Origin of the sequence: Caproiciproducens sp. NJN-50, from assembly GCF_004103755.1 — a bacterium.
GTDB lineage: Bacteria > Bacillota > Clostridia > Oscillospirales > Acutalibacteraceae > Caproicibacter.
Window position 1 is genome coordinate 342,575 of record NZ_CP035283.1, and the last position, 16,369, is coordinate 358,943.

General features: G+C 42.9%; 15 protein-coding genes and 1 pseudogene. 13 read left to right on the forward strand and 3 right to left on the reverse strand.

Translation table 11 applies throughout. The features are described 5' to 3' along the window. The first annotated feature begins 248 nt into the window (after positions 1-248). The 13 genes from EQM14_RS01785 (at position 249) to EQM14_RS01850 (ending at position 12,615) form a co-directional block, all read left to right on the forward strand. Positions 249-431 (forward strand): DNA-binding protein, encoded by a 183-nt coding sequence (locus EQM14_RS01785; RefSeq protein ID WP_128741350.1) that lies wholly within the window; start codon positions 249-251, stop codon positions 429-431. Positions 432-464: 33 nt separating this feature from the next. Further along, positions 465-2,420, forward strand: a complete 1,956-nt coding sequence (locus tag EQM14_RS01790) for a site-specific DNA-methyltransferase (RefSeq protein WP_128741351.1) — start codon at positions 465-467, stop codon at positions 2,418-2,420. A gap of 1 nt (position 2,421) precedes the next feature. After that, the gene (locus EQM14_RS01795; protein ID WP_205703186.1) at positions 2,422-5,364 is read left to right on the forward strand and encodes a DEAD/DEAH box helicase family protein; all 2,943 of its coding nucleotides are present in this window, start codon (positions 2,422-2,424) and stop codon (positions 5,362-5,364) included. A gap of 2 nt (positions 5,365-5,366) precedes the next feature. Beyond that, a complete protein-coding gene (locus EQM14_RS01800) occupies positions 5,367-5,588 on the forward strand; it encodes a YdbC family protein (protein WP_128741352.1) in 222 nt (73 codons plus the stop codon). Between the two features lie 21 nt (positions 5,589-5,609). Then, the gene (locus EQM14_RS01805; RefSeq protein WP_128741353.1) at positions 5,610-5,810 is read left to right on the forward strand and encodes a hypothetical protein; all 201 of its coding nucleotides are present in this window, start codon (positions 5,610-5,612) and stop codon (positions 5,808-5,810) included. 48 nt (positions 5,811-5,858) lie between these two features. Further along, positions 5,859-6,335 (forward strand): hypothetical protein, encoded by a 477-nt coding sequence (locus tag EQM14_RS01810; RefSeq protein WP_128741354.1) that lies wholly within the window; start codon positions 5,859-5,861, stop codon positions 6,333-6,335. Between the two features lie 1,188 nt (positions 6,336-7,523). Then, positions 7,524-7,709, forward strand: a complete 186-nt coding sequence (locus tag EQM14_RS01820) for a hypothetical protein (protein WP_128741356.1) — start codon at positions 7,524-7,526, stop codon at positions 7,707-7,709. Positions 7,710-8,102: 393 nt separating this feature from the next. Beyond that, on the forward strand, positions 8,103-8,507 hold the full coding sequence (locus EQM14_RS01825) for an RNA polymerase sigma factor (RefSeq protein WP_128741357.1): 405 nt from the start codon (positions 8,103-8,105) through the stop codon (positions 8,505-8,507). Positions 8,508-8,579: 72 nt separating this feature from the next. After that, positions 8,580-8,813: a hypothetical protein gene (locus tag EQM14_RS01830; RefSeq protein ID WP_128741358.1), complete on the forward strand. Its 234-nt coding sequence runs from the start codon at positions 8,580-8,582 to the stop codon at positions 8,811-8,813. After that, positions 8,776-9,093, forward strand: coding sequence for an rRNA biogenesis protein rrp5 (locus tag EQM14_RS01835; RefSeq protein WP_128741359.1), 318 nt, complete (start codon positions 8,776-8,778; stop codon positions 9,091-9,093). The genes EQM14_RS01830 and EQM14_RS01835 overlap by 38 nt, the downstream gene beginning before the upstream one ends. A gap of 93 nt (positions 9,094-9,186) precedes the next feature. After that, on the forward strand, positions 9,187-10,782 hold the full coding sequence (locus EQM14_RS01840; RefSeq protein WP_128741360.1) for a recombinase family protein: 1,596 nt from the start codon (positions 9,187-9,189) through the stop codon (positions 10,780-10,782). Positions 10,783-10,999: 217 nt separating this feature from the next. Continuing rightward, positions 11,000-12,178, forward strand: a complete 1,179-nt coding sequence (locus EQM14_RS01845) for a recombinase family protein (protein ID WP_205703187.1) — start codon at positions 11,000-11,002, stop codon at positions 12,176-12,178. Between the two features lie 14 nt (positions 12,179-12,192). Continuing rightward, complete coding sequence (locus EQM14_RS01850; protein WP_128741361.1) at positions 12,193-12,615, forward strand: hypothetical protein; 423 nt, start codon at positions 12,193-12,195, stop codon at positions 12,613-12,615. A 212-nt stretch (positions 12,616-12,827) separates the two neighbouring features. Here the strand turns inward: EQM14_RS01850 and EQM14_RS01855 are convergent, their stop codons facing one another. The 3 genes and pseudogenes from EQM14_RS01855 to EQM14_RS16925 form a co-directional block, all read right to left on the reverse strand. Then, positions 12,828-14,537 carry a recombinase family protein gene (locus tag EQM14_RS01855; protein WP_243112581.1) on the reverse strand — a complete coding sequence of 570 codons (1,710 nt, stop codon included), beginning with the start codon at positions 14,535-14,537 and terminating at the stop codon, positions 12,828-12,830. Between the two features lie 41 nt (positions 14,538-14,578). Further along, complete coding sequence (locus EQM14_RS01860; RefSeq protein WP_128741362.1) at positions 14,579-14,770, reverse strand: hypothetical protein; 192 nt, start codon at positions 14,768-14,770, stop codon at positions 14,579-14,581. Positions 14,771-14,977: 207 nt separating this feature from the next. Then, a pseudogene (locus EQM14_RS16925) lies at positions 14,978-16,349 on the reverse strand (IS1182 family transposase). Between the last annotated feature and the right edge of the window lie 20 nt (positions 16,350-16,369).

The following is a 16,369-nucleotide window of genomic DNA, read 5'->3' on the forward strand; positions in this document are numbered from 1 at the left end:
TCTGGGTCTTTGACCCTGAAAAGGTGCTCGCTCCTGCGGCATAAGCCTTGATTTTCCACTGTTGACTGCAATCGTTATCACTGATTTTTGCACACCTTTGTTGGGGTGTGCATTTTTGTTATGGGGGTGCGCAAAGTCCTTTTTATGGTACCGGTCAGGTAATATAATTAGAAAGTGGAAACATGCTCTTGCAATTGTTCGACATGTAGAATATACTAAACTCTATACTGGTACAAGGTGGTAAAACAATGGAATATATTACAGCACAAGAAGCTGCTGATAAGTGGAGCATTACAAGGCGGCGTGTCCAGATTTTATGTGTTAACGGACGAATCGAAGGTGCTATAAAAATGGCAAATTTATGGCTGATACCTAAAGATGCAGAAAAACCCGCCGATGGCAGATTGCTGAGATATAAAGACCGTGGATAGTTTAAAGATTAAATGAAATGTGGAGGAAATGATATGCCGGAATCTTTAATAGAAATGCTTCCAAAAATTGTAGCGGAAGGAAAAAAAGAAGTCGAGCAAATTATGGAACGCTTAGAAAGTCCTTATAAACTAGGACTTCAAACAAATGAATATGTCGTTCCGTCAAAAGCACAGGGCGACTTATTTAATGTAGTAAAATATCCGCAGGAGCAGCAGGAATGGACAAACCGTCTTATTTATGGAGACAACCTTTTAACTATGCAGGCGTTGCTTGCAGGCGATGAAGAAAGCGGGCTTCCTTCCATGCGTGGAAAAATTGATTTGATTTATATTGACCCGCCGTTTGACAGCAAGGCGGATTACCGAACAAAAATCAAGCTTCCAAGCGGTGACCTAGAACAGAAACCTTCAGTAATTGAGCAATCAGCATATGCTGATACTTGGAAAGATGGTACAGTTAGCTACTTAAGAATGTTATATCCTAGATTGGTATTAATTAAGGAGCTGATGTCAGAAAAAGGAAGTCTTTATGTTCATTTGGATTGGCATATTGGACATTATGTTAAACTGCTTTTAGATGATATTTTTGGGAAGCAAAATTTTGTCAATGAAATCGTTTGGGGATATAAAGACATTGGTTCACGTGCGGTATCATATTTTAAGAAAAAACATGATGTGCTTTATCTGTATCAAAAGTCTGATAATAGGATATTTAATATCCAAAGGCAAAAATTATCAGATAGTACCATGCAACGATATGGTTCATACTTTGATAAGAATGGTTATATTACTTATAGATGGCTGAAAAATAATAATCCTGGCGTTTTTGCAAAACTAAAAGGTCAACCAGAAAATTTAGATCAGCCTTGGCTTGATATTAACAATGGGCAACCTTTATCAGATTGGTGGGATGATATTTCCCCGCTTAAGAGCCATTTTAACGAATCTACAGGCTACGATACTCAAAAACCGGAAGCACTTCTTGAACGAATTATAAAGTCATCCTCAAATGAAGATTCGATTATTGCGGACTTTTTCGCAGGCTCCGGCACAACAGGTGCAGTTGCCGAAAGACTCGGACACCGATGGATTATGTCTGATTTGGGAAAACCAGCTTGCATGATTATGAGGAAACGGCTTGTTGATATGAATGCAAAGCCATACTTATATCAGGCGGTTGGAGAATATCAAAAAGAGGTTTTTGCATCTAATAAGATTTATAAACGTGTGGGAGATTTGGCCACTGTAGTTTTGGGCCTTTATGGAGCAATACCATTTACAAAGGAACAATGTCCTTCGCGTAATCTTGGCTACATAAAAGGCGGGAAAACACTTGTAATTGTCGACTCCCCCAATAAACTGACTGGTGCCTCGAGCATTAAAAAGGCTCAAGAGCTACGTGAAACTTATCTCGGTGGGTGGGATAAAGTCATTGTACTTGGCTGGAATTTTAGCTTCGATATTGGGCGCATCTTGCAGGAATTGCAAAATAAAGATAATCGTATTGAAGTGCAAGTTATTCCTCCGGATTTACTTGAAAAGTTGACAAAAAAGTCAGGATATGAAAAGCTAGTCAAAAGCGGTGAAATCCGTTTTTCAAGTCTACAGTATCTTACAATTAAGTCCGTACAAAAGATTGACTACGGAGAAGATACAGAGAAACTCACAATCATGCTCGATAATTATATTCTTCTGTCACCGGACGCTCTGCCACTAGAGGATAAGTACAAACAGGCTCTACAAGAAATTATGGCAAATGACCCTCTTTCCCTCATTGAATACTGGAGTATTGACCCAGATTATGATGGAGAGACTTTTGTAAGCGTTTGGCAGGATTACAGAGAAAACGAAGATACGGATAGTGATGCGTTTAAGGTAGTAAATCAGACAACTCTTACGGTAACAAAGAAACAAGGGAAACGCACAGTATGTGTAAAAGCAGTCGACATATTTGGCTTTGAAAGCATAGCCACACAGGAGGTACAGTAATATGCCTAACATGAAAAATACTGGTACCGGAGACATCCCTCTCAAATTTGCGATACGATTGACGCAAATTGTGAATGAATCGTATGAATCAGGCGAAATGCTTGAAAAAGTTACAGCGGTAACAAAAGATTTACTCAGATATTGGTTTAACCCTGCTTTTACTGAAACACGGCCATATAATTTTCATGTGGGACAGCGGCAAGCAATTTTAAATATCATTTATGTACATGAAATTCTAAAGGCAAAAAACGTATTTAATATGTACGAAATGGTAGATGATGAATTGCTTGCAGAGCTTGGTGTTGCGGAAGTCAGCGCTGAAAAATATAACTGTCCAAAATATGCTGTTAAAATGGCAACAGGTACTGGTAAAACATGGGTTATGCACGCACTTATGATTTGGCAGTATTTGAATGCAAAACATGAGGACATGCCATCAGACCTATATTCAAAAAACTTTTTACTTGTAGCTCCGGGCTTGATAGTATATGAGCGGTTGCTGGACGCTTATCTTGGTAAAGAAAATGAGGATGGAATCCGAAACTTTGAAACTTCTGATTTTTATAAATTTCAGCAGTTACTTATTCCAGATGCCTACAAAAATGCTCTTTTTGCCTTTATTCAGAATAATGTGGTTAAAAAAGAGGAAATCGGTAAAAAGATAACCGGGGATGGCATGGTTGCAATTACAAACTGGCACTTGCTGGCTGGCGGGGATGAAGAATCCGAAGACGAAAATGATGATCCGTTTGCTAATCCGGCCGCTATCATAAAAGACCTGTTGCCAATAACGCCGGGTACAACCGCTGGACATACTCTTGAATCGCTGGACAACCGTTATTTTAGCGGAAGTGAAATTGAATATCTTTCGAACCTTAAGGATATTGTCGTATTTAACGATGAAGCGCATCATATCCATGAAAACAAGGTGGACGGTGAAGATATTGAGGTTAAGTGGCAGCAGAGTCTGTTGAAAATTGCTGAACATAAAGGTGACCAATATACACAGGTGGACTTTTCTGCTACACCCTATAATGAAACAGGTGGGGGCAAAAACCGGACAAAGCATTATTTCCCGCATATTGTGGTGGATTTTGATTTAAAAACTGCCATTCGGAAAGGGCTTGTTAAGACAATTGTATTAGATAAGCGCAATCAAATTGCATCACAGGATCTTGCGGAGCTGGATTTTAGGGCTGAACGGAACGGAAATACAGTTATTGGACTCTCCCAAGGACAAAAAGTGATGCTTCGCGCAGGTTTGCAAAAATTGCAAATTCTTGAGCAACAGTTCTTGGAATATGCTGATAAAAAGAAATATCCTAAAATGCTCGTCATGTGTGAAAATACACAGGTATCCCCTTTTGTTGTAGATTACCTCAAAAATTACGAGGGTTTGGCGGAAAATGATATACTACAGATCGATTCGGATAAAAAGGGTAATATTCCTCCTGATGAGTGGAACGAAATCAAGCAAAAGCTTTTCAATATTGATGCCTTATCAAAACCTAAGGTTATTGTTTCCGTTCTCATGTTGCGTGAAGGCTTTGATGTGAACAATATCTGCGTCATTGTACCTCTGCGTGCAAATTCGGCTTCTATTCTATTGGAGCAGACGGTTGGCAGAGGCTTACGGCTTATGTGGCGTGAACCTGATTATCAGGATATTAAAGAGGAAAACCGAATCCGCTTACTCAAAGAAAAAAAATCTCCAACGAATTATTTCGATATTCTAAGTATTGTAGAGCATCCGGCTTTTATGGATTTCTATAACGACTTAATTGATGATGGCTCTGTTATAGAAGTCGATGAAATGAAAAATGATAAGAAGAGTATTGTCGGAGATATTATCGACGTGCCATTAAAATCGGATTATAAGGGGTATGATCTCTTTTTCCCAATTATAATAAAAGATAAAGAAGAAACCATAGTCAGTGGTAAACTGTCTTTGGATAAAATGGAAAGTTATCATACATTTTCTTTCGATACTCTTAAGAAATTTACATCTCAGAAAGATGATACTTTTTACTCAGAAGAGATAACGGTTAAAACAAGGTTTGGCAACTACATTGTCAGTGCACAGGTATTTGATGCAAAAAGCTATAATGATTTTATTGCAAAAATCATTGGAGCAATTTCAACGTCCATTGAGCGTGTAGGTATACGTAAAAAAGAAAGCTTTCCCTTTATGCAGATAAATACTGCCGAACTTGCCGGAGTAATAGATACCTATATTCGCACTAAATTGTTTGGAAAACTTTTCAATCCTTTTGAAGATAACAATTGGCGTGTGCTTTTGCTTAGAAAGTCCTTGATTGTGGAGCATGTTATTAAAGAAGTTAGCAAGGCAATTTATGAGATGCAGAATAACATTGAAGTAAAAGATGCAGTTATATTAAAAAAATATTTTTCAGAAATTGGTTCCATGAAAATGCGTGAGAATTATTCTATCCCAGTTGCAAAGTCCATTTATGAAAGGCTGCCGTATCCAAGCAACAAGGGTGAATATGAGAGAGCGTTTATGGAGTATTGCGACAATGATTCTCAAACTGAATCTTTAATAAAAATTAAAGAGAATTATCATACTTTTGCGTATTTAAATTATATCCGAGATGATGGTATGATTTCACACTACTTCCCCGATTTTATGGTCAAGCTCGGCGATAAAATTTATCTTGTTGAAACCAAAGCGCAGAAGGATGCAAATAATGTAAATGTACGCAGCAAAGAAAAATCTGCGCTTGACTGGATAAGAAAAATAAATGAACTAAAGCCAGAAGACCGAATGAATTGTAAGTGGGAATACGTTCTCGTAAGCGACTCGCTATTTTATCAATTCAAAAACAATGGCGCGTCAATCTCAGAGATTCTTGAATATGCAAAATTAACTCAGAATACAACGGATAACGGGCAAATAGCATTTTTTAATGAAGGAGCAGAATAACTATGCCAGATATAAAATTTGAGATAACAGAATCGCTTGGTGTTTTATCAGAAAACGCCAAAGGGTGGAAAAAAGAGCTCAACCTTGTCAGTTGGAATGAACGCGATTCCAAGTACGACATTCGCGACTGGTCGGAGGGACACGAGAAGCTTGGCAAAGGGGTTACTTTGACCGGTGAGGAAATCAAGAAATTGCGGGATATTTTGAACGGGATAGAGCTGTAAATATAATGTGGGGGTGTAATAATGCCAACAGCAAATAATTTTGATGAATTATTTAAAATGCTAAATAATGAAGATGTCTTGTATGATCAACTAATTGGGCAGACGATTGATTACACATGCCCCAACTGCAATGAAGTTGTGAAGCTTAAGCTGCTTAAGGGGGAAAAAGCTATATGTCCCTCTTGCAAAAAAGAAATAAGCGTAAAGCTGGATATTAAGTAGCTTTGAAATTTATTAGATATCATAATAATAAAGTTAGGAGAGATGATCATGTCAAAAATGAAAATTGCAGATTTTTATTACGGCGCGGTGTTGTCCATGCTCTTTAACAGCCATATCAAACCGGCGCTAGTTGAGGGTGACGATGACAGGCAGATTTATGATCTCACTACCAATACTGGAGAATGCCGATTTTTTATTAAATATCGCGCCGATAAAGAAAATCGCAAAACCGAGGATTATAGTAGCTGGGTGTTTAACCTAACCAACAGTGACAAACAGGAAATACTGAGTTACATAGATAATGGTTATAATCTCGTGCTCGCTCTTGTCTGTGGCGTAGCTGGGCTTTCGGACAGTGAGATTGCAGTTATTGATAAAGATCAAATAAAAGAACTGCTGGCTCTTGGTAAAAGTTCGATTACGATCAGCATTAAAAAAGGTGAACACGCTTTCAGAATTTCTGTTGGCGGCGGCAGAGAAAATGCTATGAAAATCAAAACAAATCGCTTTGAAGAATTATTTTAAGGGGAGCATCTGATGGATAAATTTCAATTGAGAAATTATGATTTTGACATATGCCCTAAAACGGATAATCCTATTATACGGGGAGACTGCGACAATTGTAAATACTATGCTGGTTTTCAAATGGCTAATGGTTTTCCTTGCGTAGAATGCACCTACAATTATTCGGAAGAGGAGTAGTGCACAGTGAGATATGGTATCAGAAAGCCAAGTCTCAATAAAATGATAAGTGCCCGGACAAGTCCGAAACGGTTTATCCGGCATAATCTCGGCTTAAAGGCACCTCGTGGCTATGGTTGGATAACTAATCCAAAGAAAGCCGCATATAACAGGGTTTATAATCGGACTTCAGTTAGCGTTTTTAGCTTATTTAAAAAGTTATTCAAATGATAGTAATATTTTGCCATAATCCAAATGTATTATGAATACGATAAATGCCTAACAAGCCGTTTCCCAGCTTACTAGGCATTTTTTGTGCCAAAATTAATATTATTGCCAGTTTATAAAAAAATATACAAATTTTAGCTTGACATTTTTTTCGGTTTGTTTTAGAATATAAAGCATCATCTGATTGGAAATAATTCCTTATTGTTTGATCCCCCAATTTTATATTACTAAATATTCTATTTAGACTTAAGCGAAACTTACATATTTATAGTTACCAATTGAACAGTTCTTAGTGTATTTTGCACTATAATTCTGTTTATTTGATACTATAAGATATGTAGGTTTTTTATTTTGTCAAAAATTGAAGGAGGAAAATCAGATGGAGAAACAAAATGTATTTTGTAAGAAAAATCACAAGAGGCTTTTAGATGTTCAAGCGGGTTCCCGATTAATTATCAGGATTAAGTGTAGTAATAGCAGATGTAAATGTAAAACGACTTGCGAAAAGAAAGAGATTATTCGCATTGGCAATCTGCAAAATGCGTGGCCCGTTGAATATATCCCTCACCGGTGCCCTGTTTGTGGGCAAAGACTCTTTGATACTTCATCAGACAGCTGTGGGAAAGTGACCATTAAATGCATCCGATGCCGGAACATTGTTGACATATCAATTGGCGATATTAAAGAATCCGCTTACGCGGCATAAAATCGAGTACACATTTTTTAGTGAGCGAGCAATCAGAGCATAACAAAAACTATAGCTAACAAAATTAAGTAATTATATCATGAAAAGGAGAAGATAGTATGGCTAAGGAACAACAGAATGTAACCTCTCTTAAAATTAAAGGCAAACCCAAATGCCCAATTTGCGGACGACCGCTTAACTTCGTTTATGATGATGTAGGATATGGTCACATTAATGAAAAGTGCAAAAACTGCGGTAGGAGCGCAATTGTAGACCTATCAACATTGTTAGCGGTTCCTGCTTAAAATATTGTACTGAGCAACCGGAGCATAGCAAAGCTATAGCTACCAAACGCCAGACAAGAACGTAATTGTTTTTGTCTGGCGTTTTTTAATTTTTATATCAAAATATTAACCATACCAAGGAGCCGAATGAGCTACCAAGGCTCCCTACAAAATAGAAAATTAAAAACATACTTCGTACAGAGCACCATCCGATAAACCGAGATAGGAGCCTGACAAGTAGCTGTAAAGCTATGCGTCAGACTCCTTTTTTTGTTTTCAGCTGCTTGTCATGCTCTTGAAAAAATTCAAGAGCTATAAAAATCATTGCAGATACGTCCCAAATAAGCAAACAGACGTGTTTTTAAGCAGTTGTGTATTAGCTCTTGAAATTAAAAAATTCAAGGAGCTAATGACATGAAAATCACGTACAAATTTGCAACTGGTGAAGCAACCACAATTGAAGTATCTGACGAAATTGGAGAAATTCTGATCGACCTTGACCGTAAGGAGTACAACGTCAATCACAAAGAAACCCGCCGCCACACCTCATTGGACGGCCTCGATTTTGAAGGGAAGCTGTTTGCCGATGACATTGACATTCCACACCTGCTGGAGCAAAAAGAAACTGTCCAAATGGTGCGTGCTGCCGTGGAACAGCTCAAACCCAAACAGCGTGACTTGATTTACGCGTTGTATTTGTCGGACAAGCCAGTTTCACAGGCCGAATACGGCAGGCAACTCGGCATTGCTGAAACCAGCGTTCAGCAGAATGCCAGAAGGACAAAACAGGCTCTCAAAGAAATCCTTGAAAAAGTGTAGGGGTCAGGCCCCTGCCCTGGCCTAAGTTATGGAGGGTAACAAAACACATCCCTCCAGAAAGAGGTGAACGGTGTGAAACATGAACTCAAGATCAGCGTTTCAAAAAAGCCGCAGACCGGTGGCATCGTCCGATGTCGTAACGTGACCCTGCGTGAGCATGCGCTGCGCCGCCTGTTTGGCGAAAAACAAAAGCTGATCGTTTTGATTCCTGGCGACAGCGTAGAATCGCTGTCAATCAAAGAAATTGAACCACAAGGAGGTATGACCCATGAGTCAAATAAAACTACTGCTCAATGTTGCATCTGATTTGCGCAGCTTAGCAGACAGCCTGCAAGCCGTGGCCGGTGCCACTGATCAGGATGAACCAGCACCGGAAACAAAACCTGTCAAGGAAAAGGTATCACCACTCGCGCCTAAAGAATCGCCCGTTACGATTGAGCAGGTGCGCGCAGTACTAGCCAATAAGAGCCGCTCGGGTAAAACGGCTGCAGTCAGAGATTTGCTTGGTAAGTTCGGGGCCGCAAAGCTCAGTGAAATTGAGCCGGACAAGTACCCTGCCCTGTTGCAGGCGGCGGAGGAACTGTAATGGGTCAGCATGGCAAAATAAATCGCGACGCGACAGTTGGGACGACACGGCAAGGCAAAGAGCGCGTGAAATGAACGAGAGGAGGAATAACCCATGGCAGCAACAGCAAGAGCAGTAACCGTCATACAGCCTACGGTTATTCACCGGATTCCATTCAGCGCGGAGAACCGTACCGCACGAAAACGTGTGGCCGCCTATGCCAGAGTATCCACTGACAATGAAGAGCAACTTTCCAGTTACGAGGCACAGGTTGACTACTATACCCGATATATCCACGATAATGAAGAATGGGATTTCGTGGAGATTTACACCGATGAGGGTATTTCAGCCACCAACACCAAAAAACGTGACGGTTTCAAACGCATGATTGCGGATGCACTGGCTGGAAAAATTGACCTCATCCTCACAAAATCAGTTTCCCGGTTTGCCAGGAACACCGTTGATACCCTCACAACCGTTCGAAAACTGAAGGAAAAGGGCGTTGAGGTATATTTCGAGAAAGAAAATATTTACACGCTCGACAGCAAAGGTGAACTGCTGATTACCATCATGTCCAGCCTTGCACAGGAAGAATCGAGGTCAATCAGCGAAAATGTTACCTGGGGCCAGCGGAAACGCTTTTCCGACGGCAAAGTCAGCCTGCCATATAAGCACTTTCTCGGATATGAGAAAGGCGAGGATGGTTTACCAAAGATTGTAGAAGCGGAAGCCCAAACGGTGCGCTTGATTTACAAGCTATTCATGGAAGGCAAAACGCCGTCTGGCATTGCCAAGCACCTGACAAAAAGTGGTGTACCTACCCCATCCGGAAAAAGCAACTGGCCATCTAGCACGGTGGAGAGCATCCTCACCAACGAAAAATACAAAGGTGACGCTGTCCTTCAAAAAACATTTACAGTGGATTTCCTTACCAAGAAGATGAAGGTAAATGAGGGTGAAGTTCCCCAGTATTATGTAACGAACAGTCACCCGGCCATTATTTCGCCCGAGTTGTTTGATTTGGTGCAAAATGAAATGAAGCGGCGCAAATCCACGGCAGGCCATCAAAGCGGTACGGGGTGCTTTTCCAGCAAAATCATCTGCGGTGAATGCGGCGGAGTTTACGGCAGCAAGGTGTGGCACTCCACCAGCAAATATCGCCGCACAATATGGCAGTGTAACAACAAATTCAAAAATGCGGAACCCTGCAAGACACCCCACCTGTATGAATCCACACTGAAGCAGGCATTCGTGAATGCTTTTAACAGCCTGATTCAAAACAAAAGTGAAATTCTGGACGGTTATGATACCATTATTCAGTCTCTGACCGACAATACCGCTCTGGATGCCGAAAGCGCCGCCCTTCAAGAGGAATGCGATGTGGTGATGGAACTGATACGAAAATGCGTGGATGAAAACGCCCACAGCGCCATCGACCAGTCCGATTACCAGCAACGATATACCCCGCTGATTGAACGTTACGAAACCGCAAAGGGCAAATTTGAAGCGGTGAATGAACAGCGGCAGGAGCGCACGGTAAAGCGCGAGAAAATGGCTGGGTTTATCCAAACACTGAAAAAGAGCGCTACTCTCCTCACTGAATTCGATGAGGAACTATGGTACGCGACAGTGGACAGGATTATCGTTCAATCCGAGCACGAAATTACCTTTCAATTCAAAGACGGCACCGAGCTGCCGTGGATAATTTAAGATTTTTAAAATACAACTCCCGCAGGGCTGGCAGTAACGTCAACCTTGCGGGAGCTTTTGTCATTTATGGGGATTTACCAATTGAAACCATGTGGTGGTTATTGCTTCGTTACACTATATATAAATGATATAATTTCTCGTTGCCTTTATTTGAGGAAACTTAAGGTGCAGGCATGCACCGCACGAGCTGTGAGCATCTGACAACGGTAAAAAGGGGGTGATAATTACGAAAAGAAAAATTGAAATAGGCAACATTCAGAAATGGGAAAAATCATCAAAGGCAAATGAAAAACGGCAAGCGCAAAAGGAACGTATCCGGGAGGCTTACAAAAATGGCACTACGGTTGAGGTGATTCCCGCAAAAGCGGAGCAAAAATCAGATAACATGAGACGCTTGCGGGTAGCCGCATACTGCAGAGTTAGTACGGATGAAGATGCCCAAGCCAGCAGTTATGAACTACAGCTTCAGCACTACCGGGAGATGATAATGAATAATCCCGATTGGGAGCTGGTGGATATTTATGCTGACGAGGGTATCTCTGGTACCTCAACAAAAAAACGTGCTAATTTTTTGCGCATGATTGATGATTGCTATGCTGGAAAAGTAGATATGATCATTACAAAAAGTGTAAGCCGCTTTGCAAGAAACACACTGGACTGTCTGGACAATGTGCGTAAGCTAAAAGCGCTTGATCCTCCGGTTGGCGTATTTTTTGAAACAGAAGGCTTTAATACTGCTGAAAGCAAAAATGAATTTACACTTGGCATTATGAGCCTTGTCGCTCAAGGAGAATCAGAGCAAAAAAGCGCAAGCATACGGTGGTCTATTATCCAGCGCTTTAAGAAAGGAATACCCATAATTCCAACGCAATGCTTATTAGGTTATGACAAAGATAAATTTGGCAATTTGTTCATTATCCCTGAAGAAGCAGAGGCTGTAAAATACATATTTGCCTGTTATCTGGATGGCTTGAATGCTCGTGAAATCGCAAATGCCCTAACAGAATCCCATGTACCCACAGCAAAAAACAATGCAGTCTGGAGTTCAAGCGCGGTATTAAGCATATTGCGCAATGAAAAATATTGCGGAGATGTACTGATGCAGAAGACCTATACGGTCGATTGTTTCACGCACAAAGCGGTAAAAAATACGGGTCAGGTTCCGCAATACAGACTGCGTGACCATCATCCTGCCATTGTGCCCCGTGATGACTGGCTTCTGGTGCAGGAACAGCTAAAGCATCGGAGGCATTCCTCCCAAAAGAAAGAAGTTCCCATTGAAAAGAAGTTTTATGTTCATCGTGTCAAGGGTGGATTGCTTCGTGGATTTGCAATAATCAATCCAAAATGGGACAACCGTGAAGTAGCTCTGTTTTTACAGAAAATTAAAAAATGAAAGAGGTCAATACAATGTTCAAAGAATTTAATCAGTTTAGTTTTAATGTTATCGATGTTACTCTTAAAGGCGAATCCGACATACTTATCAATACAAAAGGAATCACTATCAGCAGGGGCGTTGTTGAAGAAATGGGCTACCCGTCTCATGTGCGCATGATGATTGACAATGAAAACAAAGTTTTTGCTATTCAGGCTTGCAAACAGACCGATGAGAATGCGTACAGATTTTCAAAACCAAAGGGCGAACAGAAAAAGCCAGTTTATTGCCACATTATAGCCATTAGAAATATTATCCGTGATTTGATGGCAGACAGCTGGTCGGAAAAAGATTCTTATCGCATAAAGGGAATCTATTACAAAGATGCCAAAGCTATGGTTTTTAATTTAAAGGCTGCAACCCGGCAGGAACCTTATTCTGCACCCAAGAAAGATTAATAGCTTTTTGTATTGTTAGCAGCAGCCGCCTGAATCGAATTTCGGGCGGCTAACTGTATGTTTGGTTCCCATGTTTTCGATACACTTTTTAGCGATACCTATACATTTTAGCGAAAGGTATAGGCATTGCTAAATTGTATCAAACTTTACGCCCTTAGACATGCGGAGTGTCCTTATAGGATCTGAGTATCCTTATAAGGACACTCCGTTTTTTATCCGGCTTTTGCTTGGGAGTAGCTTAGTGCTACTCCTTTTCTCGTTTTTAGGCGTACATCCGCTTCTGGGATGCTCTCGCGCTCCGGTACGGTAAAAGCTCCGATGCAGTTGTAAAAAATTGTGATGCGTTGAACAGTCTGCCCTCCGACCTTTTCGGCGTGATATACGTCGATGTGGTCGATCAACTCCGTCACCATCCGCTGTGAAAGCTCCCGGGCGTCGGTATACCGGCGAATTGTTTCCAAGAAATTGTCGGCGGTCATGAGCTGCCCGCCCGCTTTCCGCAACTCCGATTTGAGCGCCTTAACTTTGGCGGCGTTCTCTCCCTGCTCCTGCTCATACCGTTTGGCCATTTTGGAAAACCGTGCATCGTCGATCTTGCCAGACACGTTATCTTCGTAGAGGCATTCAAAGAGCACATCCAATTCCTTGTCTCGCGCCAGCAGGCCGTCGAGCTCCCTTTGCCGCAGCGAGCGTTCACATGCCGCCGTCTTTGCCGAATGTCCGATTATCTCTTTTACGAAATCATCTTCATACTCGTCGGCAAACTGTGTGAGACGGTGTATTTCCTGCAAAACCACCTGTTCCAGAAAATCCAACCGAATGTAATGGGTGGATGTACATTTCCGGTATCCGGTGTTATGGTTGCAGCAGCTAAAAAATTTGATGTCGTGGTTGCCCTGATTGAAGTGATAGTTGAGATTGCCGCCGCATTCAGGGCATTTCAGCAGTCCCGAGAATATGCTTCGTTCGCCGCTGACCGTCGGTTTCTTCCGACGGGTGCCGCGCCATAAGCTCTGAACCTTCTCCCATGTTTCCCGGTCAATGACGGCTTCGTTGACGTTGGAAAATACGACGCGGTTTTCCTCGTCGTTGGCGATACGCTTTTTCATCTTGTACGACTTGGAATAGGTTTTGAAGTTGATTACATCTCCGCAATACTCCTGCATGGTCAGAATTTTTCTGATTGTGGTATGCCCCCATTGCGTGGGCGGAACGGAGCTTTTCGTCCCGCCGCGATTGATTCCCTTGCTTTGCCAGTAAGACATGGGATTGAGGATTCCGTCCCGCGCCAGCGCGGCGGTGATTTCAGAAAGGCCGTATCCGTCAAGCGCCATCTGGTAGATGCGGTGAACGACAACGGCTGCTTCCTCGTCCACAAGCCAGCGTTTCGCGTTATCCGGGTCTTTCATATACCCGTAGGGCGGGGGCGAAAGCGGAACGCCGGAATTGCCTTTGAGCTTATTGACAATGCGGCGCTTTTTGGAAATATCTTTCGCGTACCACTCGTTCATGATATTGCGAAACGGGGTAAATTCGTTATCGCCTTCGTCGCTGTCCACCCCATCCGAAACGGCAATCAGCCGCACATCGTGGGCGGGAAAGAATTCTTCAGTATAATAGCCGACTTTCAGATAATCGCGTCCGAGGCGGGAAAGGTCTTTCACAAGAACAGCCGAGATATAGCCCGCTTCAATCGCTTTTATCATTTGCTGGAATCCGGGGCGGTCAAGGGTCGTTCCGCTTATCCCATCATCAACGAAAAACTGAATATCCTCGTACCCTTTTTCCTTCGCCACTTTTTTCAGAATGGCTTTCTGGTTCGTGATGCTGTTGGATTCGCAATCAAGATTATCGTCGCGGCTCAAACGGCAGTACAGAGCGGCGGTATCCATGTTGTGCTTCTTATTGTTTGACTGTTTCAAGACAGCCTCCTTTCCGGCAGTCAAACAAGCAGTATTTACACTTATAGTATACCGCTTCCGTCCGCCCGTGTTAAGGATGTCGCCGCCGCACAAACCCGTTCTGTATCAGCTTCCATGAGCTTTAACAGAATCGCCGCGATTGTTTCGCCTCGGTCTTTATATACCGGAGTCACAACAAAGTTGATTTTGTCGACCTGATAGGTATATTGCTCTGCTTCTGATCCTTCCGGCATACTGTCTCCTTCCCATAGCTATGTAAATATTTTTAAGCCTCCCCGTGTCCCGTGGGGAAACACCAAAGGGCAGCACCATAGCCGGTGCTGCCCTCTAATCTTGCTCCACACTTCGGGCCAAGTTCGAGGTGTTGACAAACCCCATCATTCGGGACGAAGCCATGAGAAATCCAGGGGGAACAGGCAAAAAAAGAAGCGCCTTGGGACTTATCCCAGGCACTTAACCATGCGCTTTAGGTTTAAGGCGGTTGCCGACAAGAGGCAGTGATCTTCCGCCGCCTCGATTCCCCGTCTGAACAGACGTCTTAAGTTGTGCATCCATTTCTGGGCCGCAAAGCTGCCCTCACACCAAATCTGGCGCAGACTCAGGATATGTTTGTGGGTGAATGTACCATCCGTGTCCCGCTGCTTTTTTACGGATTCCTCAAAAATATTCTTTCGGATCGCGCGGCTTTGATGGCTGCCACTTACACACTTGCTTAGCATCGGGAGGCCCGGCAGTTTTTCTTTTCGGCTCTGTATACCCGGCAGACGTTGTAGTGCTCCCTCTCAAGATTCCGCAGGGTCAGTTGTTTTCCAGCAGGGCAAATAAAGCAGTCCTTTTCCGCATCATACTGAAAATTCTCGCGCCTGAACTCCACCTTGTAGGTTGCCCCGCCCGTTGCTGCGGGCGTGTACAGCCAGATGCCCATATCGTCCATCGCCCGGTAAATCATGCTGGTGCCATAGGCGCTATCCGCGCCGGCTGCTTGAATATCCAGTCCCAAATGCTTCCGCATGTATTCAATGCGTCCCAGGTATGGCTCCGAATCGTTCACATTTCCCGGTGTCACTGCCACATCCACCACAATTCCGTGAGCGGCATCCACGCTTTGATGATCCAGGTAATGCATTCCTTCCGGTTTTCCGGGCCGCTGCAGCATTTCAGCGTCCGGATCGGTGGTGCTGACCGTCTTTTGCACCTTTTCGCTTTCCTTTTTCTCACGCCCCGCGCGCTGCGGCTTGATGGCGCCGGATGACTCCAGCCGCGCACGTTCCTCCACTTCATACTGATCCAGCCGTTCCATATAGTCCGTTGTCTCGCGCTGGGCCAGTACTTTTGTATTCGCCTTAAATGAGGCATTCGCTTTTACATGCGTGGAATCCGTCAGAATGATCTTTCCATCCACCAATCCCTTTTCCATGCATAGATGCAAAATATGTTCAAACAGGTGACGGTCACCTCTTTTCCATGAAACCGTCTGCGCCGATTCTGGGAAATTGTAGAATGATCGGGCACCCGATCATCCAAATCCAACCCCAGGAACCACCGGTAGGCCATATTCACCTGAATCTCCTGCTCAATGCGACGCTCCGATTCGATACCGTACAGATATCCCACCAGTAGATATTTTACCAGCACTACCGGATCGATTCCGGGCCTGCCGTTATCCGGGCAGTACAAATCCCGAACCTCGTCGTAGATGAAGCTGAAATCCACGGCGTTTTCCAGCTTGCGCAAAAAGTGCTCCTGCGGCACCAGGTCCTCAAGGGTGACACAATGCATTTTTATCTGTATCCCGTCTCGCTCCGTCAGCATTCCCAAACACATCCCACTGC